This is a genomic window from Altererythrobacter sp. Root672 (assembly GCF_001427865.1).
Classification (GTDB): Bacteria; Pseudomonadota; Alphaproteobacteria; order Sphingomonadales; family Sphingomonadaceae; genus Croceibacterium_A.
On record NZ_LMHH01000002.1, the window covers coordinates 421,507 to 442,661 of the forward strand.

A 21,155-nucleotide genomic window follows, 5' to 3' on the forward strand; every position below is an offset into this window, starting at 1 on the left:
ATCAGGGGCGCCCCTGACTCGACGAAAGACTAACGCGTTGAACCCGCTGTGCCGCAGAAAAGGGCGGGCCGCATGCGCGACCCGCCCGCTGTACTAATTTGTATCAAATTGTCCGCGGCTTACCGGACCCGTCCTCTCTGGACGAGGTTGACGATCCCGAGCAGCACGACCGCACCAATAATGGCGATGATGAAGCCCGTGAGGTTGAACGACTGGATCGAGCCCTGGACGTTAAACAGGACGCCCGCCAGGACGTTGCCGAGAAGGGCACCGACGATGCCCACGACGATGTTCATGAAGATGCCCATGGACGCGTCACGGTTCATAACCATGCTGGCAAGCCAGCCCGCCACGCCCCCGACGATTATAGCGATTATCCAACCCATTGGTCAGGTCCTCCTGCTTGTCGCACCTCTCGTGCGCACATGCCCCTAACGGAGGCTGCGCAGATGCGTTCCCTGACGACCCAAGACGACGCCTGGGCCGGCAGAGCGGAGGATGAGTGGAATCAGTACTTGAGCTGGCGCTCGTACAGGTCGCGATAGTGTTGGATACGGGTGACGCGCAGGCCTTGCATGCCCGAGCGATCGACCGCGCGCTGCCAGCCGGCAAACTCTTCGAGCGTCAGATTATAGCGCTCCAGCACCTCGTCGATGGTCAGCAGGCCGCCATTGACCGCGGCCACGACCTCGGCCTTGCGGCGCACGACCCAACGCTTGGTGTTGGGTGGCGGCAAGCTGGCGACCGTCAGCGGTTCACCGAGAGGTCCGATAACTTTCGCCGGCCGGATATTTTGGTTCTCGATCATTTACTTCCTCACGGCGTCCTGAGGGACGTTGCGTCCGGCATGATTTGTTGAAGCCGCGGCATTGCACGCGGCGCTTTTGAGATTGGCTGAACCTTCAAGGTTAATCGCCGGTTTGCCATTGTGGTGAGCCGCGATCTTTCGTGCCGAATCGGCGTCGAAACTGCCTTCTCCGCCCTGATCGCCCGCATGCCATTCGGCAAGCAAGCCACGTGCGGCCGACAGACGCGCCACCAGCTCGTCCCACCGCAGTGGACGCAGATTCGCCGCTTCGCAACCGTCGCTTTCCAGCGGGTACGACGCGTCGGGCAGGGGTGGTTTTCCTTCGAACATGCCGCTGGATTAGCCCCCTAACGTCAAGAACAGGTAAAGCGGCAATTTACCCTGCGTTAGGTTCGGTAAACGCGCTCTGGAGGATGTGAGCCCTCGGGTGTAAGGCGCGCGGCATGAATCCCGCCTTCAATCTTGCCCGGGTTTCGGCCGAAGAGGCCGCGACCTTGTTCGACCTGCCCCGCCCCGCAGCGCAATGCCGCGTGGTCGTCGCCATGTCGGGCGGCGTCGACAGTTCGGTCGTCGCGGCGCTGGCAGCGGCCAGCGGGGCCGAGGTGATCGGCGTGACGCTGCAGCTTTACGACTATGGCGCCGCCACGGGCCGTAAGGGAGCCTGCTGCGCCGGTGACGACATTCGCGATGCCCGCAAGGTCTCCGACCGCCTCGGCATTGCGCACTACGTGTTCGATCACGAAAGCCAGTTCCGCGAGGAAGTGGTCGAGCGGTTCGCCGAGGACTATCTCGCCGGACGCACCCCGATCCCCTGCATTCGCTGCAACATGGGGCCCAAATTCACCGATTTGCTGCGCATGGCGCGCGAGCTTGGCGCCGATTGCCTGGCCACCGGCCACTATGTCCGGCGAGTAGAGGGACCTGGCGGGCCCGAGCTCCACCGCGCGCTCGATCCGGCGCGGGACCAGTCCTATTTTCTGTACGGCACGACCGAGGAGCAGCTGGACTTCCTGCGCTTTCCGCTAGGCGGCATGCCCAAGCAGGAGGTGCGCCGCATCGCCGAAGAATTCGGCCTCGCGGTCGCCGCCAAGCCCGACAGCCAGGACATCTGCTTCGTGCCCGATGGCGATTATGCTCGGATCGTGAAGTCGGTCCGCCCCGAAGGCGCGCGGCCGGGCAGGATCGTCCATGCCGAAACCGGCGAGGCGCTCGGCGAGCATGCTGGGGTGATCCACTATACGGTCGGCCAACGGCGGGGGCTGGAGATCGGCGGCCAGGCCGAGCCGCTCTACGTCGTGGCGCTCGATGCCGGCACCGCCGAGGTGCGCGTCGGTCCGAAACGGCTGCTCGCCGTCGGCTCGGCGCGCATTGCGGAGACCAACCGTATCGGTCCACTCCCGGATGTGCCGCTGACCGCAAAAGTGCGCTCGATGGCAAAGCCAGTGCCCATCACGCTCGAAGGGGCCCTCGGCAATGGGGCTGAAACCGTGATCCGCTTTGCCGAGCCCGAATATGGCGTGGCGCCAGGACAGGCCGCGGTATTTTATGCCGGCGAGAGGGTGATCGGCGGTGGGTGGATCGAAGCGACCGAGCCCTATTTGTCCCAGGGATCGAGCACGCAGCCGTAACCCTTGCGGTAACGGGCCGTGGCGCTGGCGATCAATGGCACGCTGGCGGTAACGCTCTTCGCTTCCTCGTCGTCGCGGAGGAAGACCACTTCCATGCCGGGCTCGAAGTCCTTCTTGCAGTCTCCGAGGGGGCGCCCGGCGACATAGCGGCACGAACAGGCCGTGCGCGCGCCATAAGCGGTGCCCACGGTGGTGTAACCGACGATAGGCTCGCGGTAGATCCACGCCAGCACACCGCCCAGCACCAGCAGCACGAGCACGACCGATGGCCAGATCCGGCGCTTATACCCAGTTCTGCGCGCCATGCTTCGCCCACTCGTTCTCTTTGCGGTTGCCATCGTCCAGTGCCTGTTGGAATAGGTGCGCGCCGATGCCGCGCCCTGCCCTCACTAGCTTCCTTGCCGCCGCCCTGCCAGCCCTGCTCTTGGGGAGCTGCGGTGACGCCTCCTCCACGGCAGAACCGCCGGTATCGCCCGCCGCGCTGAAGGCGGTGGTCGAGAACCCCGGCGCCAACCGCGAGAAGCTCGCCCGCGCGGTGGATGAAGTGTTCACCCGCGAGGACGTCGGTGAAACGCGAGCGGTTATCGTGATGCACGGCGGCGAGGTCGTGGCTTCGCGCTATGGCGAAGGCTACGGCCCGGAGACCCGGTTCATCGGCTGGTCGATGTCCAAGACGGTGACGGGCGTGCTGATGGGCATGCTGGTGGCCGACGGGCGGCTCCACCTCGACGAAGCGCCGCCGATCCCGCGCTGGCAGCGCGCCGGCGATCCGCGCGGCGAGATCACGCTGCGCCAGTTGCTGCAAATGCGCTCTGGCCTGCGGCACGAGGAGAAAGCGGAGCCGGTCTACACTTCGGGTGAAGTGCGGATGATGTTCCTCGACGGGCGCGACAACATGGCCGGCTGGGCCGAGGCGCAGCCGCTCGAAAGCGAGCCGGGGCGCAAGTTCAAGTATTCCACACCCGATGCGATGGTCCTTTCCGACGTCGCCACGCGGGTCGTGGCGCCCGAAGCCGGACCTGCCGAACGGCAGCGATTGATGGCCGACTACCTCGAATCGCGCCTCGCCGTGCCGCTCGGAATGAAGTCGCTTATCGCCGAATACGATCGGGCGGGGACGATGATGGGCGGCAGCATGATCTGGGCGAGCGCGCCTGACTGGGCCCGCTTCGGCGAATTTTTGCGCCGCAAGGGCTCGGTCAAAGGCGCGCAGATCGTGCCCCGCGCCTGGATCGAGTTCATGACCAGGCCCAGCCCGCGTTCGTCCGACTATGGCGCCACCGTGTGGCTCAACCGCGATTCGGGCGGCGACCGCGAAGTCCTGTTCCCCGAAGATGGCCCGGCAGACCTGTTCGCCGCGGTCGGCCATCTCGGGCAATACGTGCTCGTCTCGCCGAGCCGCCAGCTGACCGTGGTTCGTCTCGGCAAGACCGACGAGCAAGACCGCGCCGCGCTGGTCGATTCCCTGGCGAAGATCGTCGACCTTTACCGCTAGAGGTAGAAGTTACCCTCAACCACGGTGACGCACTGGCCGCCGAGCCAGGCCTGCGAGCCTTCGAGGCGACAGGTGAGATCGCCGCCGCGCGCCGACGCCTGGTGCGCGGTGAAGGCGGAACGCCCGAGCCTCTTGGCCCAGAACGACGTCAGCAGGGCGTGAGCAGACCCGGTAACGCTGTCCTCATCCACTCCAGCGCCCGGCACGAACACGCGGCTGACCACATCGAAGTCACGGCCGGGTGCGGTGCAGATAAACTGGTCGTCGCCAAACTGACCAAGCCCGCGCACATCGGGCTTGAGCGATCGGACCTGATCCTCGTTCTCGAAGAGGAACAGGCTATACCGGTCTGAATTGCGCCAAGTTTCGAGCGGGGTGATCCCGAGCAAGGCCGCAGCCTCGGGCCATTCCTGCCGCTCGGTCGGGATCACCGGTAGGGCGAGTTCGTAGCCCCCATCCGCCATGCGCCGCACTTCCAGCACTCCGGCCTTACGGGTCCGGAACGTGACGCGCTCTCCGCCATCCCGCCCGAGCAGTACATGACCGCTAGCTAGCGTGGCGTGCCCGCACAGGCGGATCTCGTAAGTTGGCGTAAACCAGCGCAGCTCCCAATCGGCCTCGCCACTCGCGTCGGGCACCACGAAAGCCGTTTCGGCGAAGTTGTTTTCTTCCCCGATCGCCCGCAGCACTTCGTCCGGAAGCCACTCCTCCAGAGGCATGACCGCCGCCTGGTTCCCGGTGAAGGGTCGATCGGCGAAGGCATCCACATGCCAATAGGGAAGGGTCGTGCGACTCACGGCTTGGTCTCCAACTTGGTGAATTCATCGGATTCGACGAGCTTGTTGCCAGGTTCGTCGACATGCCCCGCAGGGTCGATATGGATCAGCAGCTCGAGCCCGGGAAAGGCCGAGCACAGGTCCGCCTCGACCCGCTCGATTATGTCATGCGCCTCGGCGACGGTCATCTCAGGGGGAAGATCGACGTGGAACTGGGCGAAGTCGCTGCCGCCGCTGGTGCGGGTGCGCAAGTCGTGCAGCTTGCTGAGCTCGGGGTGCTGCGCCGCCCGCTCGACGAAACGTTGACGCCTCTCTTCGGGCCATTCGCGATCCATCAGGTGGTCGATCGCCTCGGTCGATGCGCGCCACGCCCCCCAGGCGAGCCACACCGCAATGCCGAGGCCGAACAACGGGTCCGCGCGCGTGAAACCGAAGTACTGGTCGAGCACCAGGGCCGCGATCACCGCGAGGTTGAGAAACAGGTCCGACTTGTAGTGCAGGTTATCGGTGCGGATGGCGATCGACCCGGTGCGGCGGATCACGTGGCTCTGCCAGGCGAGCAGGCCCATGGTCGCGCCGATGGCGATGATCGACACGAGAATGCCCTGCCCAGCGGCCTCGGTCCGACCGCCTTCGATCAGCGCGGTCACCGCCCGCAAGCCGATGGCGCCGGCCGAAAGGACGATCAGGATCACCTGGAACATAGCCGCCAGCGCCTCAGCCTTGCCGTGGCCGAAGCGATGGCTCTCATCCGCCGGCTGCGCTGCCACCCACACGCCGATCAGCGTGGCGAGGCTGGCGATCATGTCGAGCACGGTGTCGGCGAGACTGCCGAGCATCGCCGTCGAGCCGGTGGTCCAGGCCGCCCAGCCCTTCAGAATGGCCAGGAACAGCGCCATCCCCAGCGAGGCGAAAGCCGCGCTGCGCGTCAGCAGGGCGCGATCATCGGTCATGGGTAGAGCAGCGCGCTAGTCCATTCGCCACCGGAACGGACATACTGGCGCCGCTCGTGCAACCGGTGCTCGCGCGACAACCAGAATTCCATCCGCTCGGGGACGAGGCGGAAGCCTGTCCAGTGCTGAGGGCGCGGCACACCCTCGCCGAACCGGGCCCGCAAATCCTCGACCCGGTCGAGATAGGTCTTGCGGCTGTCGAGCGGGCGCGACTGGTCCGAGGCGGCCGAACCGAGTCGGGAATCAGGGTGGCGCGAGGCGAAGTAGGCGTCGGCCATCTCCGGCCCGACTTCCTCCAAGTGACCTTCGATCCGTATCTGCCGGTGGAGCGACTTCCAGTGGAACAGCAGCGCCGCGCGCGGATTGGCGCGAATTTCCTCGCCCTTGCGGCTCTCGGCATTGGTGTAAAACACGTAGCCCTCGGGCCCGTGCTCCTTCAGCAGCACCATCCGCACCGAGGGTGTCCCGTCTGCAGTCGCTGTGGCGAGTGCCATGGCGTTCGCATCGTTCGGTTCGCTCGCCCGCGCTTCCGCGAACCAAGCCTCGAACAGCTCGAGAGGATCGCCGTGCGGGATCGCGTCCTGTTCATCCTTCACGACGCGGGCCTTTCCAAAGTGACGGAGAGCAACAATTTGCGGAGTTCAAGGCTGGCCGAACGCTCATGCGGCCACGCCTAACGCCTCAATCGCCTGTAGGAAATACGTAGAGGCCGTTTTGGGCCAGCATGAGACGATCCGCACAGCCTCGCTTGCGCCTTGCCACTGTTCTGCTTAGCTAACACGCCATGGCCGATCCTTATTCCACCCTGGGCGTACAGCGCGGAGCGAACGAGAAGGACATCAAGTCCGCCTATCGCAAGCTGGCCAAGGAACTCCACCCGGATCGCAACCAGGACAACCCCAAGGCGTCCGAGCGCTTCGCCGAAGTGACGCGGGCCTACGACTTGCTGTCCGACAAGGACAAGCGCGCCAAGTTCGACCGCGGCGAAATCGATGCCGACGGCAACCCGGCGATGCCTTTCGGTGGGGCTGGCGGGTTTCGTCCTCGTCCCGGCGGGGGTTCGCAGGGCTATTCGGCGCGTGATTTCCAAGGCTTCGGCGCCGGCGAAGAAACCGACATCAGCGATCTGTTCGAAGGCTTGTTCGGCCGCGGTTCGGGCGGATTCGGCGCGCGGGGCGAAGGCCCCGGTGGCATGGGCGGCGGCTTTGGCGGCAGGCGCCAGGCCCCACCGCAGCGCGGTTCAAACACCAGCTATCGCCTGAAAGTGCCGTTCGTCGACGCCGCAGCGCTCAAGCCGCAGCGGATCACCCTGTCGACCGGCAACACCATCGACCTCAAGCTGCCCGCCGGCGTCGAGGACGGCACCCAGATGCGCCTCAAGGGCAAGGGCAATCCGGGCCCGGCCGGGGCCGGTGACGCCCTCGTGACCGTGGTGGTCGAACCGCACGCGTTCTACACCCGCGACGGCGACGACGTGCGGCTCGACTTGCCGATCACGCTCGACGAAGCGGTGCGCGGTGCGAAAGTGAAAGTGCCGACCGTCGAAGGCCCGGTGATGCTGACGATCGTGCCCGGCTCCAACTCCGGCAAGGTCCTGCGCCTCAAGGGCCGCGGCTTTTCGAACAAGAACGGCGGGCGCGGCGACCAGCTCGTCCGGCTCGAAATCCAGCTGCCCGAGGATCTCTCCAGCCTCACCGAGCGGCTCGATGGCTGGAGCGATGGCACTGGCGTGCGGAACCGGCTGGGCGTCTAAACCATTGCGAATGGGATGAAGCCGGATAGGAAGGGTTGGATGGCTCCCGGACTTACGGACCATAACCGACCCGGCCCGCCGGTACCCGATCGCTCCCCCGAGGCGCGCCGCAAAGAAGCGCTTAGGCACCGGGCGGGGCTGCCGGGGGACGTCGCCCGCGCGATCGCACCCGGCAGCCGGCCGCGACGGGTCGTCGAGCGGGTCCTGGCCGGCGCCTACAACGACGGTTTCATCCACGCCGGCAACCTTGCCTACATGACCCTGCTGGCGATCTTTCCCTTTGCCATTACCGCAGGAGCGATCTTCACCGCGATTTTCGAGGAAGGCGATCGCATGGCGATGATCGACGCGGTCCTCGCCGCCGTGCCCCCAGTCGTGGCCGAAGTCATCGAGCCGGTCGCGCGAGACGTCGTCATCGCACGGAGCGGCTGGTTCCTCTGGGCCGCGGCCTTTGCCGGGCTTTGGACCGTCGGCAGCCTGATCGAGACGATCCGCGACATCCTGCGCCGCGCCTATGGCACGCGACCAACGCAGGCGTTCTGGAAGTACCGCGTCTTTTCGACAGGGATCATCCTGGCCGCAGTGGTCCTGCTGATGCTGAGCCTGCTCGCGCAAGTGCTGATCGGCGCGGCGCAGGAAGTGATCGCCGCCTGGATCCCCGAGCTCGACCCTGCGATGGGCAAGCTGACTTATTCGCGCATGGTGACGGCGGCCGGGCTCTACGTCTCGCTGTACATGCTATTCTACATCCTGACCCCCGCCGCCTATCGCAAGCCGCGCTATCCCAAATGGCCCGGAGTGCTGCTGGTGACGGTGTGGTGGGTTGGCGTCACTCTGGCGCTGCCGCCCCTGTTGCGCAGCGTTTTTGCCTACGACCTGACTTATGGCTCTCTGGCCGGGTTCATGATCGTGCTTTTCTTTTTCTGGCTGGTGGGCCTAGGGATGGTCATGGGTGCGGAACTCAATGCCGCCTTGGCCGAAACTCCCGAGGAAGAGGAGGATCGCATCGGCCAAGTCGACAATCGGGTTCGTACAACGAACGACAAGGAGAATACGATGACGGAGGCTGGGAAGGGAGGCCGATGACATCTGGTTTGATGGTTGGAAAGCGGGGGCTGATCATGGGCCTCGCAAATGAAAAATCGCTGGCCTGGGGCATCGCGCAAAAGCTGCGTGAACACGGTGCGGAACTGGCCTTTTCTTATCAGGGGGAAGCTCTCGAGAAACGCGTGCGTCCGCTGGCCGAGCAGCTCGGATCGGACTTCTGCTTCGATTGCGACGTTTCGAGCATGGAAGCGCTCGACACCGCGTTCGCTACCTTGAAGTCCCGCTGGGAAACGATTGACTTCGTGGTCCACGCGATCGGCTTTTCTGACAAGACCGAACTGCGCGGGCTCTATGTCGACACGAGCCTCGACAACTTCCTGATGACGATGAACATCTCGGCCTATTCGCTGGTGGCGGTGACCAACCGCGCGCGGGCGATGATGCCGAACGGAGGTTCGATCCTGACCCTGACGTACTACGGCGCCGAAAAAGTCGTGCCGCATTACAACGTCATGGGCGTGGCCAAGGCGGCGCTGGAAACCAGCGTAAAGTACCTCGCCAACGACCTCGGCCGGGAGAATATCCGTGTCAACGCGATCAGCGCAGGTCCGGTCAAAACCCTGGCCGCGAGCGGGATCGGCGACTTCCGCTACATCCTCAAGTGGAACGAGCTGAACTCACCGCTGCGCCGCAATACCACGATCGAGGACGTCGGCGGCGCCGGGCTCTACATGCTCAGCGACTTGTCGAGCGGCGTTACGGGCGAAGTCCATCATGTGGACTCCGGCTATCACGTGATTGGCATGAAGCAGGAAGACGCGCCGGATATCTCGCTCGCCTAGTACGCCTTTCCGGGCACGCTTGTTCCTGATATGTTCTGTGCATCGATTCGCGATGGAGGATAATCATGGCCAAGTCCGGAGGGTGCCAGTGCGGCGCCGTGCGTTACGAGATCGAAGGGGAGCCGGCGCATAACGCGGTCTGCCACTGCGCGGACTGCCGGGCGGCAGCCGGCGCGCCGATGGTAACCTGGCTGGCGGTGAAGGAAGATCAGTTCCACCTGCAGCAGGGGGAACTGACGACCTATAACGGCAAGAACGGCGCCGAACGGCAGTTCTGCCCGACTTGCGGCACCGGCCTGTTCTATCGCAACGCCGGGATGCTGCCGGGCATTGTCGACGTCCAGTCGGCCACGCTCGACGATGCGGCAGCGATGCCTCCGGGTGCGCAGATCCAGGTTGCCGAACGGCTGCCGTGGATGAAGGACTTGGCCGCGCTGCCGGAGTTTGAGCGGTATCCGGGGGCCTGACTCCCCTCTCCCCTCGGGAGAGGGAGGAGCGCCATAAGGCGCGGAGGGTGAGGGTCCGCTACGTTTCGTTTGTCATCCTCACCCAGCCCTCTCCCAAGGGGAGAGGGCTTCAGCCTGCTTTTCTGAGGGCTTCCGGTTCGGCCGCCTCAGGTTGGTCCGGCCAGATACCGCGCGTGTCGTAGACCGCCTTGTTCGCCCGCTCCGCCAACGGCACCGAGCGGAACACGTCATGGTCGACCAGGACGATCAGGACGTCACAGTCTTCCAGCGCGGTATCGACATCGACCAACTGGGCCCCGGTCCCCGCGAACTCACGCGGCAGTTCGGCGGCGTAAGGTTCGACCACCGCGATGCGACTGCCGAAACGCCGCGCGAGGGTAGCCGCTACCAGCCGTGCCGGGCTCTCGCGGAAATCGTCGATATTCGCCTTGAACGCCAGGCCGAGACAGGCGACGCGCGCCGCCGGATGGGCTTCTACCAACGCCGCCGCACGGGCGATGGCATGGTGGATCTTGGCGTCGTTAACTCCGCGAGCCGTGCGGATCAGCGGTGTCTGTTCCGGCGCGCCGTGGACGATGAACCACGGGTCGACCGCGATGCAGTGACCACCAACGCCGGGTCCGGGCGAAAGGATATTCACGCGCGGATGCCGGTTGGCGAGGCGGATCACCTCCCACACGTCGAGGTCCATAGCGTCGGCCACCATCGACAGCTCGTTGGCAAAGGCGATGTTGACGTCGCGATAGGCGTTTTCGACCAGCTTGGTCATTTCGGCGCTGCGCGCGTCAGTGGTGACGCAAGTGCCGCGCACGAAACGCTTGTAGAACGACAGCGCCTTGCGTGCGCAACGTGGCGTCACGCCCCCAATCGAGCGGTCGTTATCGGTCAGCTCCTGCAGGATGCGACCTGGCAGCACGCGTTCGGGGCAGTAGGCCAGCGACACGTCGGGGATGCCATCGCACAAGCCGGGCATGCGCAGGTCCGGGCGCTCGGTGGCGATCAGGTCGCGCATCGCCTCGGTGGTGCCAACAGGCGAGGTCGATTCGAGGATCACGGTGTCGCCGGGTTTGAGCACCTGCGCCACGCTGCGAGCCGCGGAGAGGACATAGGAAATGTCGGGCGTATGCTTGCCGTCTTTGGCGAAAGGCGTCGGCACGGCGATGACGAAAACGTCTGCCGGCTCGACCGCTGTCGCTGCAGACAGCAAACCGCGCTGGACGACGCCCTGCACCAGACCGTCAAGATCAACTTCCTCGATATGGATCGCGCCCCGGTTGATCGTGTCGACCACCTCCTGCGAAACGTCGACGCCGTGCACGCGCATCCCGGCACGCGCGACGATTGCGGCAGTAGGGAGGCCGATGTAGCCAAGCCCGATGACACTGACCGTGGGTTGAGTTTCACCCCGCACTGAAAAACCCCTCGCAAGAACCAGGTCTGGCCATCGCGCAAAAGGGTGAAAGAAGCGGTAACGATGATCTCGGTGGAGAGGCCTCAGGTTGGGTCACGCAAAGGTGCGGAGAACCGAAACCCACCCTTCGTCATCCCCGCGAACGCGGGGACCAAGTCGGCTCTTCGTGCTGCTCCGCCCTAGGTTCCCGCGTTCGCGGGAATGACGAAAAAGGGGGCAGGCGCCATCACTTAGCGCCTTCGCGCCTTTGCGTGATGCCAACCAAAACGGCCCACGCGACGTCGGTAACCAGGAACTAAGCTCGAGCGAGCAGTTCAAGTATCCGCCCCGCACTCTTCCCATCGCCGAAGGGATTGTGTGCCCGAGCCATCGCGGCATAGGCGGCGGGATCATCGAGCAGCCGTTCCGCTTCGGCGACGATGCGGTCTTCATCGGTGCCGACAAGCTTGGCCGTGCCCGCCTCGATCCCTTCCGGCCGTTCGGTCGTCTCGCGCATGACCAGTACCGGCTTGCCCAGCGCCGGCGCCTCTTCCTGCACCCCGCCGCTATCGCTCAGCATCAGTGTAGCGAGGCCGAGAAGGTGGGCGAAATGCGGGTAGTCGAGCGGTTCGATGAGCGCGACATTGTCGAGACCCGCAAGCTCGGCATTCATCACCTGGCGCACGTTGGGATTGAGGTGGACCGGGAAGATCACCGCCACGTCCTCCCGCGCAGCGAGACGGCGAATGGCCCCCGCGATCGCCTCCATGCCTCCGCCGAAGTTCTCCCGGCGATGACTGGTGACGCCGATCACCCGTTTGCCGCCGAACCTCTGCTCGAGTTCGGTAAGCCCCGAGGCCAGCTCCGGCTGCTGGGCGATCCGCGCTGTGATCCAGTGGAGCGCGTCGATCACGGTGTTGCCGGTGACGTGTACCGTCGCCGGGTCAACGGTCTCTCGCCGCAGCGCTTCGGCCGCGGTCTCGGTCGGGGCGCAGTGAAGCGCGGCGATCGTGCCGATGATCCGGCGATTGATTTCTTCGGGCCAGGGGTGGTGGATGTTGCCGCTACGCAGCCCAGCCTCGACGTGGCACACCGGAATCTTGCGATAATAGGCAGCCAGCGCTCCGGCCATGGCCGTGGCGGTATCGCCCTGAACCACGACCCATTCCGGTCGTTCAGCGTCCATCACCTGGCCCAGCCCGGTGAGCAGTGCGGCCGTCAGCGAATCGAGCGACTGGTCCGGCCGCATGAGGTCGAGGTCGTGGTCCGGAACCAGGCCCGAGATCGCCAGTACCTGGTCAAGCATGCCGCGGTGCTGGGCGCTGACACAGACGCGGCTTTCGAACCGCCGATCGGCCTCTAGCGCGTGAATGAGCGGGAACAGCTTGATCGCCTCCGGCCTGGTGCCGAAGACGGTAAGGATTCGCGAGGGGAAGGTTGCGGAAGCATTCATCGCCCCCGCGACTAACCGATACGCGTTAAGACCGCGTCAAAACCGCTTACGGAGAGGGAGGAATGGCCAGCGGATCGACCGTGCGCGGAGCGGACGTTGGCGCGGCTTGTGGAACCGGCGTGCCTTCAGCATCCTGCTGTTGACGCTGGCGTTCCATGTATTCCTGTTCGGCCTGTTCGACGCGAGCCTGCGTATCGGCTGCTTCGGCATCGATTGTGGCAAGCCGCTCATCACGCTGTTCGGCGATCAACTGGCTGAAGCGGACATCGGTACCTTCGCGCTTCGCCGCATAGGCCGCTTCGATGAATTGAGCCGTGCAACCCGTCTGGCCCCCGCCGCCCACGGGTGAACAGGACATCGGCCCGAATGAGCCCACGGTCTCATACGACCGAACGCGCTGGGACCAGGCCTGGTTCGCCGGGCTGTTGCTCTCGCGCAGCGGCCTGGGAATGCGGAAGCGCTCGCTTTCATCCAGGCGGGCGCAGACCACGATCTCGCCATCGACCGAAGGCGGGCACTCATCGTCGCCGTAAATGATGACGGTGTTGACCTTGTCTCCGGCTTCGTCCTGGGCCGCGGCGGGCACAGGTAGCACGGCGATCGAAGCGGCCAGCGCAACGAAGGAGGAGGCAGCCAAGGGAAGCAGGCGATTCATTGTCCGTTCCTTCCGACGGGGACGGCCCCCGCAAATCCAATTAGGCGCTCTGGCCCGTGAACCGTTTGTGAAGCGCCCCAGCCGCGCCTCCGGTTCCCTTTAAATCTTCTCAGACAGACGGATCGCCGCCCTGCATCCGAGCCTGATCGCAGCGGAAAGCAAGGGATAGGCTGGCGCCCGTTCCGCACCTGCTGCGATCGCGGCGTCATGGTGGGCCCGCTCGTCTTCCCGGAACCGCTCGATCATGTCGGCGAGCTCGGGATCATCCTCAGCCGTTCCCTGATCTTTCGCAAGTTCTTCCAGCTGGCGAGAATAGTGGCGATCGATCTCTGTTTCGACGGCGGCGGTGCAGGCCATGGCCGCTTCCGGCCCGATCAACGCGGTCGCGGCGCCCAGGGCATAGCCTGCGACCGACCAGATCGGCTGTAGCGCCGTGGGGCGCACGCCGCGCTTGGCCATCAGCGCGTCAAATTCTGCCTTATGGCCCGCTTCCTGTTCCGCCATCGCGCGGATTTCACCCGAATGCGCGGCGCGATCGCCCATTACCGCGAGCTGACCGGCATAAATGCGCGTGGCGCCGTACTCGCCGGCCTGGTCCACCCGGATCATTTGTGCGCGATCGCTCATGCCCGGCGACCTTTACCCAGAAGCACGAAGATCGCCATCGCGGAAACTACTGAAATCAGCGCGTTGAAACCCGCGAGGGAGATGCCGCCCAGAGTCCACGCCGCCACGTCGCAACGGACCAGCGGCGCGTTCAGGAGCGCATCGAGCGGATCGCCCCCGTTAGCCCCCAAGGGCCCGGAACATGTCGTCAGCCCCTGCCACCAGCCGTATTCCACGCCCGCATGGAACGCGCCGATCAGGCCGGAGATGAGCACTGCCAGGCCCGCCAGCCCGATCCACAGCGTGCGCGGAGGGACGAGGGTGGAAAGGAACGCCAGCCCCACCGCCGCGAAGTGCGGATAGCGCTGCCACCAGCACATCTCGCACGGATAGAGGCCGAAACCGTATTGCGAGAGATAGGCGCCCGCGAGCAGCAGCGCGGGCACTCCGAGCGCCAGGCGCTGGGCGAGCTTTTGCGAAGGGTTCATCAGCGCGGCGTAGCTGAACTCACTTGCTCCGCGCAATCACCGAACCGCCGGTACGGCGCAGGGTCCTCAGCGCATAGTCGAGCTGGAAGTCGTCGATACCCTGCTTTTCGAGCTGCTCCGCCGTCAGCTTGAAGCGCGGATCGTCGAGCCGGTCAGCTTCGAGCTGATCGTCTTCGAGCGCCACTTCGTTGACCAGGTGGCCGCGCAAGTCGCTCTCGCGCATCAGGTACTGCGAGCGCTTGGCCGCATCGGGATCGCTGAGCTGCGGCACGCGGATGTCGGGCTCGATCCCGCCCTCCTGCACCGAGCGCCCCGACGGCGTGTAGTAACGCGCCGTGGTCAGCTTGAGCGCCGAATCGCGCGTCAGCGGCAGCAGCGTCTGCACGCTACCCTTGCCGAAGCTGCGCTCGCCCATGACGAGGGCGCGATGCTGATCTTGCAGCGCGCCGGCGACGATTTCGCTGGCCGAGGCCGATCCGGCATCGATCAGCACGATGATCGGCAGGCCTGCAGCGGCATCGCCGCGATAGACGCTCTCCGCCTCGTAGTAGACCGAATCGCGACGATTACGGCCACGTTGGGAGACGATCTGGCCTTCGGTCAGGAACAAGTCGCTGAGCGCCACGGCCTCGTCGAGCGAGCCGCCCGGGTTCTTGCGCAGATCGAGCACCAACCCGCTCAGCTTGCCACCGGAGTCGCGACGCAGCGAGGCAATCGCACTGTTCACGTCGACACCGACATCGCGGCTGAATTCATTGACGCTGATCACGCCGATACCGCCCGGCTTGAGCTCGAACGTAACGGGCTCCAGCTCGACCACACCGCGCGTAACGCTGACTTCGAACGGTTCTTCCCGACCGGGGCGGAAGATCGACAGGCGTACCGCGCTGCCCGCCGGGCCGCGCATCTGCTTGACCGCTTCGTCGAGCTCGAGCCCGTAGATCAGCTTGCCTTCGATGTGCGTGATGTAATCGCCGGCCTTGAGCCCGGCCTTGTCCGCCGGGCTGCCCTTGAACGGGGACACGACCTTAACGGCGCCGTCATCCATCTGCACCGAGATGCCGAGGCCTTCGTAGTTGCCGTCGATCATGGTCTCGAGCCGCTCGAGCGCAGCCCCGTCGAGGTAGGCGGAATGCGGATCGAGCGCGGCGAGCATGCCGTCGATCGCGCCGCGGATGAGGACTTCGTCATCCACCGGCTCGACATAGCTCGACTTGATGCGCTGGTAGGTGGCGAAGAGCTTGGCGAATTCGGGCGACGAGCGGCTTTCGACCTGGGCGAACACGGCGGTCGTTGTGGGAAGCAGCGCAACGGCCGTCACCAGCGCAGCAGCGCGCACGGAGCCAGCGAACTTCGGGGCAAGCTTCATGAATCGAATTCCTTGAATGGCAGCCTCATTTTATCGCGCCGGGCCCCTTAACGCCAGATGAGGCAGGCAAACGGCGGATTTCAGCCGACAAAGGGCAGTGGATTGACCGGTTCGCCATCGCGCCGGAGCTCTAGCGTCACTCTCGGATTGCCCTGATCGGCCACTCCGAGCGGCGCGCCGGACACGACCGATTCTCCCACCACAGCATCGGTCCGGGCGAGACCGGTGATGAGGCTCGTCCAGCCGCCGGGGTGCTGGATAATCACGATGCGGCCATACCCGCGATAGGGCCCCGCGAAGACCACCCGCCCCGCCGCGGGTGCCACAACTTGCGCGCCGGCACGCGGCGCGAAGGTCACCCCGCGGCTGACACTGCCGCCCTGCGTCGCTCCAAAGCCGATGATCGTTCGCCCGGTCACCGGCAGCAGGTAGGGCGCCGGAGGGGCCGTAGCCGAGGCATCGGGCAGAGCTTCGCCAGGCAGTTCGGTCAGACCGGGCTCCCCCGGACGGGCCGGACGCATCAGCGGACCGGGGAGCGCCGCCAAGCGCGCCCGCAGGCTGCCGGCGCGGTCGAGCTCGCCGATCAACGCATCGAGATCTCGCGCTTCTTCTGCCAGCGCGAGTGCACGTTCCACCTCGCGATCGGCGTTGCTGCTGGCCGTCCGGAGAGCGAGACGCTGGGTGGTCTCGAGCTCGGCCAGTTCTCGCTGTCGAGCCGAGAGGCGGGCTTCTTCCGCCCGCAAGGCAACCAGCGCTTGTTCCGATTCCTCGCGCAACTGCGACATCCGCGCGAGCCGGCCGCGCAGGCCGGCAGTGCGCGTCTGTATCTCAGGAGTGGCACTATCGAGCATGGCGCGCAGGTAGACCGTCTCCCTGACCGATCCGGGCCGCAGGATCGACAGCGCCAACGGACGGCGGGCGAATTGCTGAAGTGCCGCGGTCAGGTGAACCACCGGCTGCTGCTCGCGCCCGAGTTCCTCGCGCAATCGGGCCCGCTCGCTGTTTGCCAGCGCGAGACGGGCCTCGGCGGCCGAAATGCCCGCCTCCGCCTCCTGAACACGGGCAGCGAGAGCGGCGCCCTGCCGCGCGGTCTTGTCAGCCGCATCGCGCATCGTTGCCGCCTCGCGCTCCAGACGCTCGCTGCGCGCTTGCGCGTTGCGCCTCTCGGCCAGAGCCTGGCGCAGAGCACTGCGCGTCTCGCCGATGCTGGCGCTGGACTGTTCGCTGTCCTGATCGCCGGCTTGCCCATGCAGCGCGGCGGCGCTCGACACCAGCAGCAGGGTCAGGACCAGGGCCAGGGGTTTGTTCACGCGGCCGGACTCACCCTGCCCGATGATAGGGATGGCCGGCGAGGATGCTCGTCGCCCGGAACAGCTGCTCCATGACCATCGCGCGGACCAGCAGGTGCGGCCAGGTTGCCCGCCCGAAGGCTACCAGGCGATCGGCCGCATCGCGCTCGGCGCGGCTGTGCCCGTCGGCGGGGCCGATGATGAAGCGAGTCTCGCGGATGCCGTTGTCGCGCCAGTCACTCAGGAGTTCGGCCAGTTCTTCCGACGAAACCTGCGAGCCGCGTTCGTCGAGCAGGATCGTGCGATAAGGCGTAACCGGATCGGGCACGCGGCCGCCGTTTTCGGGCAGTTCGGTGATCTTGAGCGGCCAGGCGATCCGCTTCACATAGCGATCGACCAGCTCCGCCTCGGGCGTGCGGGCGATCTTGCCGCGGGCAATGACGTGGAGCTGCATGAGCCGGTCTTAGCGACCCATGCGCACCAATGAAATCCTTAGGCCGGTTACGGCCTAGGCTCGGCCAGTGGCCGTGGCGCCGTCGTCGCCGAAGCCCCACATCCGTTCGAGGCTGTAGAAGCTGCGCACTTCGGGCCGGAACAAGTGGACTACAACGTCACCGGCATCGATCAGCACCCAGTCCGCCGCGGGCAGGCCTTCGATGCGGGCCGTGCCGTGGCCTTCCTTCTTGAGCCGCTCGGCAAGCTTCATGGCCATCGCCGCGACCTGCCGCGTCGAGCGGCCGGAAGCGATCACCATGTAGTCGGCGATGCTCGATTTGCCCTCGAGAGGGATCGAAACGACGTCTTGCGCCTGATCTTCATCGAGCTGGTGAAGAACCAGCGCGTGAACGGCTCCGTCGGTGGGTGTGTTGGTGCTGGGCATATCAGTCAGGTGAACGATGGTCGAAAAGCCGGTTGGTTCCGGCCGGGCTTGCGCCCCTGTGCCTTCGAGGGTCATCGCAGCAGATCATGCTCCTGGTTCAGGGATTGGACGACAAGGCATGAGCGCGCAGCGCGTCATGCGCCACCTGCCCTTGCGACATCGTGAATTGGGGAATGCGTCACCCCGTCCCTGGCCGATAGTCCGATATAACGGCTGGCCCAGTCAGGATCCGATCGGCGCACCGCTGTGGCGGACCGTGGATCAGGGTCGAAACGCAATTCAATCAGCGCGGGTGCGCTCCATCCACCCCGGTTTCGAAATCCAACTGCAGACAACCGGTAGCGCCGCAGCCAGGCCATCGCGGGGCTCGCGAGGGCAGCTGCATCATAGCCGGGGCGGGCTATTACCGCAATCGGCATCTCGCGGGCGATCCGGCGCCAGTCCTTCCACAAGTGAAACTGCGCGAGATTGTCGGCCCCCATCAGCCACACGAACCGCCGGCGGGGGAAGCGCCGCTTGAGGGCGCGAAGGGTGTCGACGGTGAAGCGAGTGCCAAGCTCGCGCTCGACCGCCGTGACCCGGATCGGCGCGCGGCGAGCGACCGCCTTGGCCGACTGCACCCGCACCGCCAGAGGTGCCATGCCCGCCACCGGCTTGAGCGGATTGCCGGGCGAAACGAGCCACCAGACCTCGTCGAGACCAAGCGCCTCGAGCGCGAACAGGCTGATCGCCCGATGCCCGCCGTGCGCGGGATTGAAGCTGCCGCCGAGGAGCCCGGTCAGCTTCACTTCGGCTGGCGGCGCGGCGAAACGCGGAAGCCGTGGCGAGTCTCCTGCGACCTTATCGCCCAGGCCGGGTACTCCAACTCGGGCTCCCCGAGAGCATCCAGGCTGGCGAGTTCATCTGCCGTCAGCTCGACACCGCTCGCCGCCAGGTTCTCGGCCAGCTGATCGGGCCGGCGGGCACCGACGATCACGCTGGTGACCACGTCCTTGTGCAGCAACCAGGCGAGCGCGATCGCGGCGATAGAGACGCCGCGACTTTCGGCCATCGGCCGCATCGCCTCGACCAAGTCGAACGCCAGCGCCTTGTCGGTACGCGGGAAGTCGAGCTGGGCCCGCCTCCCCTCACCCTCGGCTGCGTCGTTTTCGCCCCGCGCATATTTGCCCGAGAGCAAGCCGCCGGCGAGCGGGCTCCAGACCATCAGGCCGAGGCCCTCGCTACGCAGCATCGGCACGATTTCCCGCTCGAGTTCGCGGTTTGCCGCGGTGTAGAGCGCCTGGAGCGAGACGAACTTGTCCCACCCGCGCCGCTCGCAAATGCCAAGCGCCTTGGCGATCTGCCAAGCGGCCCAGTTCGACACCCCCACGTAACGCGCCCGGCCCGAACGGACGATGTCCTCAAGCGCGCGCAAAGTCTCTTCCATCCCGCAATTCGGGTCCCAGCCATGGATCTGGTAGAGATCGACGTGATCGAGCCCGAGCCGCGACAGGCTGGCGTCGATCTGGTGCAGCAAGTGATAGCGGCTCGAACCGGAATCATTGGGCCCTTCGCCCATCGGGCCCATGCCCTTAGTCGCGACGACGATCTGGTCCCGCGCAATGCCGAGCGCCCTCAGGGCGCCGCCGACGAACTCCTCGCTCTGCCCGGCGGTGTAGAGATTGGCGGTGTCGATGAAGTTGACCCCGGCCTCGAGCGCCTGCTTGACCAGCGCGGTCGAGCCTTCCTGGTCGAGATCGTGCGTGAAGAACCCGCTCGGCTTGTTGCCGAAAGTCATCGCGCCGAGGCACAGTTCGGACACGACGAGGCCGGACTGGCCGAGGCGGTTGTAACGCATGATCTCTCTCCTGTTCGCCGTTGGTCTAGGCGGACAGGGCCGGGGGCTTCAAGCGCGCGCTTCGCCGTGGCCGCGGACTTGCCACTTGTAGGTCGTCAAACCCTCGAGCGCGACCGGGCCGCGCGCGTGGAGCCGCCCCGTGGCAATGCCGATCTCCGCGCCGAGCCCGAACTCGCCGCCGTCGGCGAACTGGGTCGAGGCGTTGACCATCACGATCGCGCTGTCGACTTCGGCCAGGAAGCGTTCGGCGACATCGGCGTCCGAGGTCAGGATGGCATCGGTATGTCCTGAGGAATGGTGCTCGATATGGTCAAGCGCGGCGTCGAGCCCGTCGACCACGGCCACCGACAGTACGGCGTCGAGGTACTCGGTGTCCCAGTCATTGGCGCTGGCCCGGCCGATGCGGGGATCGATCGCCTGGGCCCGCGCATCGCCGCGCAACTCGCAGCCAGCGTCCAGCAGGGCGCCAACCACCTGGCCGCTTGCGGGGAAGCTCGCGTCGAGCAGCAGGGTCTCCATCGCCCCGCAAATGCCGGTGCGGCGCATCTTGGCGTTAAGCGCCAGCGTGGTCGCCATCGCGGGGTCGGCCGAGGAATGAACGTAAGTGTGGCAGATGCCATCGAGGTGCGCGAGCACGGGCACGCGGGCATCGTTCTGCACGCGCTCGACCAGGCCCTTGCCGCCGCGGGGAATGATCATGTCGATCAGGCCCGCCGCGCGCAGCATGGCACCAACCGCCTCGCGATCCTGCGTAGGCATGAGCTGGACGGCCTCTGCAGGAACCCCTGCCGCGGCCAATCCCTCTGCCAGCGCCGCATGGATCGCGCGGTTCGAATTGACCGCCTCGCTCCCGCCACGCAGCAATACGGCATTGCCGCTGCGCAAACACAGCGCGGCCGCGTCTGCGGTGACGTTGGGACGGCTTTCGTAGATGATCCCGATCAGCCCGATGGGGATGCGGATACGGCTCAGCTCCATCCCGGCGGGGGCGACGCTGCGGTCGATGACCTGGCCGACCGGATCGGGCAGCGAGGCGACCGCCTCTACCGCAGAAGCAATTGATTCAAGGCGCTTTTCATCGAGCCGCAAGCGGTCGAGCATCGCTGACGAAAGGCCGTTGGCCTCCCCCGCGGCAATGTCGCGCGCATTGGCTTCGAGGATCTGCGGCTGGTGCGCCCGCAGCGCCGCCGCGGCAGAGCGCAAGGCCGCTTCCTTCGCCGGACCGTCAAGCCGCGCCAGCCGGCGCTGCGCCGCACGCCCGGCCTTCGCCAGAGTTGCGATTGTTTCATCGTGGTTTGCGGCGGTTTGAAGCTGGGTCGACATGGCGCGGCCTGTAGCACCGTTACGCACTGCTGTCAGTCCAGGGAAATGCCGATTCGATTCAAGTCAATCGGTTACACATCTGAGGGCCTGTGGAAG

The 21,155-nt window shown here is 65.8% G+C and carries 25 protein-coding genes; 6 read left to right on the forward strand and 19 right to left on the reverse strand.

Features of this window, described 5'->3' with window-relative positions; genetic code table 11:
- Window positions 1-119 precede the first annotated feature (119 nt).
- The 3 genes from ASD76_RS13240 to ASD76_RS13250 form a co-directional block, all read right to left on the reverse strand.
- On the reverse strand, window positions 120-386 hold the full coding sequence (locus ASD76_RS13240) for a GlsB/YeaQ/YmgE family stress response membrane protein (protein WP_055923747.1): 267 nt from the start codon (window positions 384-386) through the stop codon (window positions 120-122).
- 122 nt (window positions 387-508) lie between these two features.
- Window positions 509-808 carry a DUF1153 domain-containing protein gene (locus ASD76_RS13245; RefSeq protein WP_055923750.1) on the reverse strand — a complete coding sequence of 100 codons (300 nt, stop codon included), beginning with the start codon at window positions 806-808 and terminating at the stop codon, window positions 509-511.
- Complete coding sequence (locus tag ASD76_RS13250) at window positions 809-1,138, reverse strand: hypothetical protein (protein WP_055923753.1); 330 nt, start codon at window positions 1,136-1,138, stop codon at window positions 809-811.
- Window positions 1,139-1,251: 113 nt separating this feature from the next.
- Between ASD76_RS13250 and mnmA the strand changes: the two genes are divergently transcribed.
- Window positions 1,252-2,436 carry a tRNA 2-thiouridine(34) synthase MnmA gene (gene mnmA / locus ASD76_RS13255; RefSeq protein ID WP_055923758.1) on the forward strand — a complete coding sequence of 395 codons (1,185 nt, stop codon included), beginning with the start codon at window positions 1,252-1,254 and terminating at the stop codon, window positions 2,434-2,436.
- On the opposite strand, the gene ASD76_RS13260 is transcribed toward mnmA, so the two are convergent.
- Window positions 2,403-2,741 (reverse strand): hypothetical protein, encoded by a 339-nt coding sequence (locus ASD76_RS13260; RefSeq protein WP_156457721.1) that lies wholly within the window; start codon window positions 2,739-2,741, stop codon window positions 2,403-2,405. The two genes, mnmA and ASD76_RS13260, sit on opposite strands and share 34 nt — an antisense overlap.
- Window positions 2,742-2,806: 65 nt before the next feature.
- Between ASD76_RS13260 and ASD76_RS13265 the strand changes: the two genes are divergently transcribed.
- Entirely contained in the window at window positions 2,807-3,931 is a 1,125-nt protein-coding gene (locus tag ASD76_RS13265; RefSeq protein WP_055923761.1) for a serine hydrolase domain-containing protein, read from the forward strand.
- Here the strand turns inward: ASD76_RS13265 and ASD76_RS13270 are convergent.
- From ASD76_RS13270 to pdxH, 3 genes are read right to left on the reverse strand one after another with little or no spacing between them, the layout of a single operon-like run.
- Complete coding sequence (locus ASD76_RS13270) at window positions 3,928-4,728, reverse strand: PhzF family phenazine biosynthesis protein (RefSeq protein WP_055923764.1); 801 nt, start codon at window positions 4,726-4,728, stop codon at window positions 3,928-3,930. The genes ASD76_RS13265 and ASD76_RS13270 overlap by 4 nt on opposite strands.
- The gene (locus tag ASD76_RS13275) at window positions 4,725-5,660 is read right to left on the reverse strand and encodes a cation diffusion facilitator family transporter (RefSeq protein ID WP_055923767.1); all 936 of its coding nucleotides are present in this window, start codon (window positions 5,658-5,660) and stop codon (window positions 4,725-4,727) included. The genes ASD76_RS13270 and ASD76_RS13275 overlap by 4 nt, the downstream gene beginning before the upstream one ends.
- On the reverse strand, window positions 5,657-6,256 hold the full coding sequence (gene pdxH, locus ASD76_RS13280; protein WP_055923770.1) for a pyridoxamine 5'-phosphate oxidase: 600 nt from the start codon (window positions 6,254-6,256) through the stop codon (window positions 5,657-5,659). Before pdxH ends, ASD76_RS13275 begins: the two co-directional genes overlap by 4 nt.
- Before the next feature lie 188 nt (window positions 6,257-6,444).
- Between pdxH and ASD76_RS13285 the strand changes: the two genes are divergently transcribed.
- The 4 genes from ASD76_RS13285 to ASD76_RS13300 all read left to right on the forward strand — a co-directional run bounded on the left by ASD76_RS13285 (window position 6,445) and on the right by ASD76_RS13300 (window position 9,769).
- Window positions 6,445-7,413: a DnaJ C-terminal domain-containing protein gene (locus ASD76_RS13285; RefSeq protein ID WP_055923773.1), complete on the forward strand. Its 969-nt coding sequence runs from the start codon at window positions 6,445-6,447 to the stop codon at window positions 7,411-7,413.
- A gap of 39 nt (window positions 7,414-7,452) precedes the next feature.
- Entirely contained in the window at window positions 7,453-8,499 is a 1,047-nt protein-coding gene (locus tag ASD76_RS13290; protein WP_055923775.1) for a YihY/virulence factor BrkB family protein, read from the forward strand.
- Complete coding sequence (gene fabI, locus ASD76_RS13295; protein WP_055923778.1) at window positions 8,496-9,302, forward strand: enoyl-ACP reductase FabI; 807 nt, start codon at window positions 8,496-8,498, stop codon at window positions 9,300-9,302. Before ASD76_RS13290 ends, fabI begins: the two co-directional genes overlap by 4 nt.
- A gap of 65 nt (window positions 9,303-9,367) precedes the next feature.
- Window positions 9,368-9,769, forward strand: a complete 402-nt coding sequence (locus ASD76_RS13300) for a GFA family protein (RefSeq protein ID WP_055923781.1) — start codon at window positions 9,368-9,370, stop codon at window positions 9,767-9,769.
- A 109-nt stretch (window positions 9,770-9,878) separates the two neighbouring features.
- Here the strand turns inward: ASD76_RS13300 and wecC are convergent, their stop codons facing one another.
- From wecC to ASD76_RS13360, 12 genes are all read right to left on the reverse strand, one after another.
- Window positions 9,879-11,180: a UDP-N-acetyl-D-mannosamine dehydrogenase gene (gene wecC / locus ASD76_RS13305; RefSeq protein ID WP_055923784.1), complete on the reverse strand. Its 1,302-nt coding sequence runs from the start codon at window positions 11,178-11,180 to the stop codon at window positions 9,879-9,881.
- A gap of 295 nt (window positions 11,181-11,475) precedes the next feature.
- The gene (gene wecB, locus ASD76_RS13310) at window positions 11,476-12,612 is read right to left on the reverse strand and encodes a non-hydrolyzing UDP-N-acetylglucosamine 2-epimerase (RefSeq protein ID WP_055923787.1); all 1,137 of its coding nucleotides are present in this window, start codon (window positions 12,610-12,612) and stop codon (window positions 11,476-11,478) included.
- Between the two features lie 46 nt (window positions 12,613-12,658).
- Window positions 12,659-13,267 carry a TrbC/VirB2 family protein gene (locus ASD76_RS13315; RefSeq protein ID WP_055923790.1) on the reverse strand — a complete coding sequence of 203 codons (609 nt, stop codon included), beginning with the start codon at window positions 13,265-13,267 and terminating at the stop codon, window positions 12,659-12,661.
- Between the two features lie 99 nt (window positions 13,268-13,366).
- Window positions 13,367-13,894, reverse strand: coding sequence for a demethoxyubiquinone hydroxylase family protein (locus tag ASD76_RS13320; RefSeq protein WP_055923794.1), 528 nt, complete (start codon window positions 13,892-13,894; stop codon window positions 13,367-13,369).
- Entirely contained in the window at window positions 13,891-14,361 is a 471-nt protein-coding gene (locus ASD76_RS13325) for a disulfide bond formation protein B (protein ID WP_055923797.1), read from the reverse strand. The genes ASD76_RS13320 and ASD76_RS13325 overlap by 4 nt, the downstream gene beginning before the upstream one ends.
- Window positions 14,362-14,380: 19 nt before the next feature.
- Window positions 14,381-15,730, reverse strand: a complete 1,350-nt coding sequence (locus ASD76_RS13330) for a S41 family peptidase (RefSeq protein WP_055923800.1) — start codon at window positions 15,728-15,730, stop codon at window positions 14,381-14,383.
- An 80-nt stretch (window positions 15,731-15,810) separates the two neighbouring features.
- Entirely contained in the window at window positions 15,811-17,040 is a 1,230-nt protein-coding gene (locus ASD76_RS13335) for a murein hydrolase activator EnvC family protein (RefSeq protein WP_235506727.1), read from the reverse strand.
- Window positions 17,041-17,050: 10 nt separating this feature from the next.
- Window positions 17,051-17,473: a 23S rRNA (pseudouridine(1915)-N(3))-methyltransferase RlmH gene (locus tag ASD76_RS13340; protein ID WP_055923803.1), complete on the reverse strand. Its 423-nt coding sequence runs from the start codon at window positions 17,471-17,473 to the stop codon at window positions 17,051-17,053.
- A gap of 54 nt (window positions 17,474-17,527) precedes the next feature.
- Window positions 17,528-17,899, reverse strand: coding sequence for a ribosome silencing factor (gene rsfS, locus ASD76_RS13345; RefSeq protein ID WP_055924303.1), 372 nt, complete (start codon window positions 17,897-17,899; stop codon window positions 17,528-17,530).
- A gap of 134 nt (window positions 17,900-18,033) precedes the next feature.
- The gene (locus ASD76_RS13350) at window positions 18,034-18,687 is read right to left on the reverse strand and encodes a nicotinate-nucleotide adenylyltransferase (protein WP_055923806.1); all 654 of its coding nucleotides are present in this window, start codon (window positions 18,685-18,687) and stop codon (window positions 18,034-18,036) included.
- Complete coding sequence (locus ASD76_RS13355; RefSeq protein ID WP_055923809.1) at window positions 18,684-19,736, reverse strand: aldo/keto reductase; 1,053 nt, start codon at window positions 19,734-19,736, stop codon at window positions 18,684-18,686. Before ASD76_RS13355 ends, ASD76_RS13350 begins: the two co-directional genes overlap by 4 nt.
- A gap of 48 nt (window positions 19,737-19,784) precedes the next feature.
- Complete coding sequence (locus ASD76_RS13360) at window positions 19,785-21,059, reverse strand: glutamate-5-semialdehyde dehydrogenase (protein WP_055924306.1); 1,275 nt, start codon at window positions 21,057-21,059, stop codon at window positions 19,785-19,787.
- Window positions 21,060-21,155 lie beyond the last annotated feature (96 nt).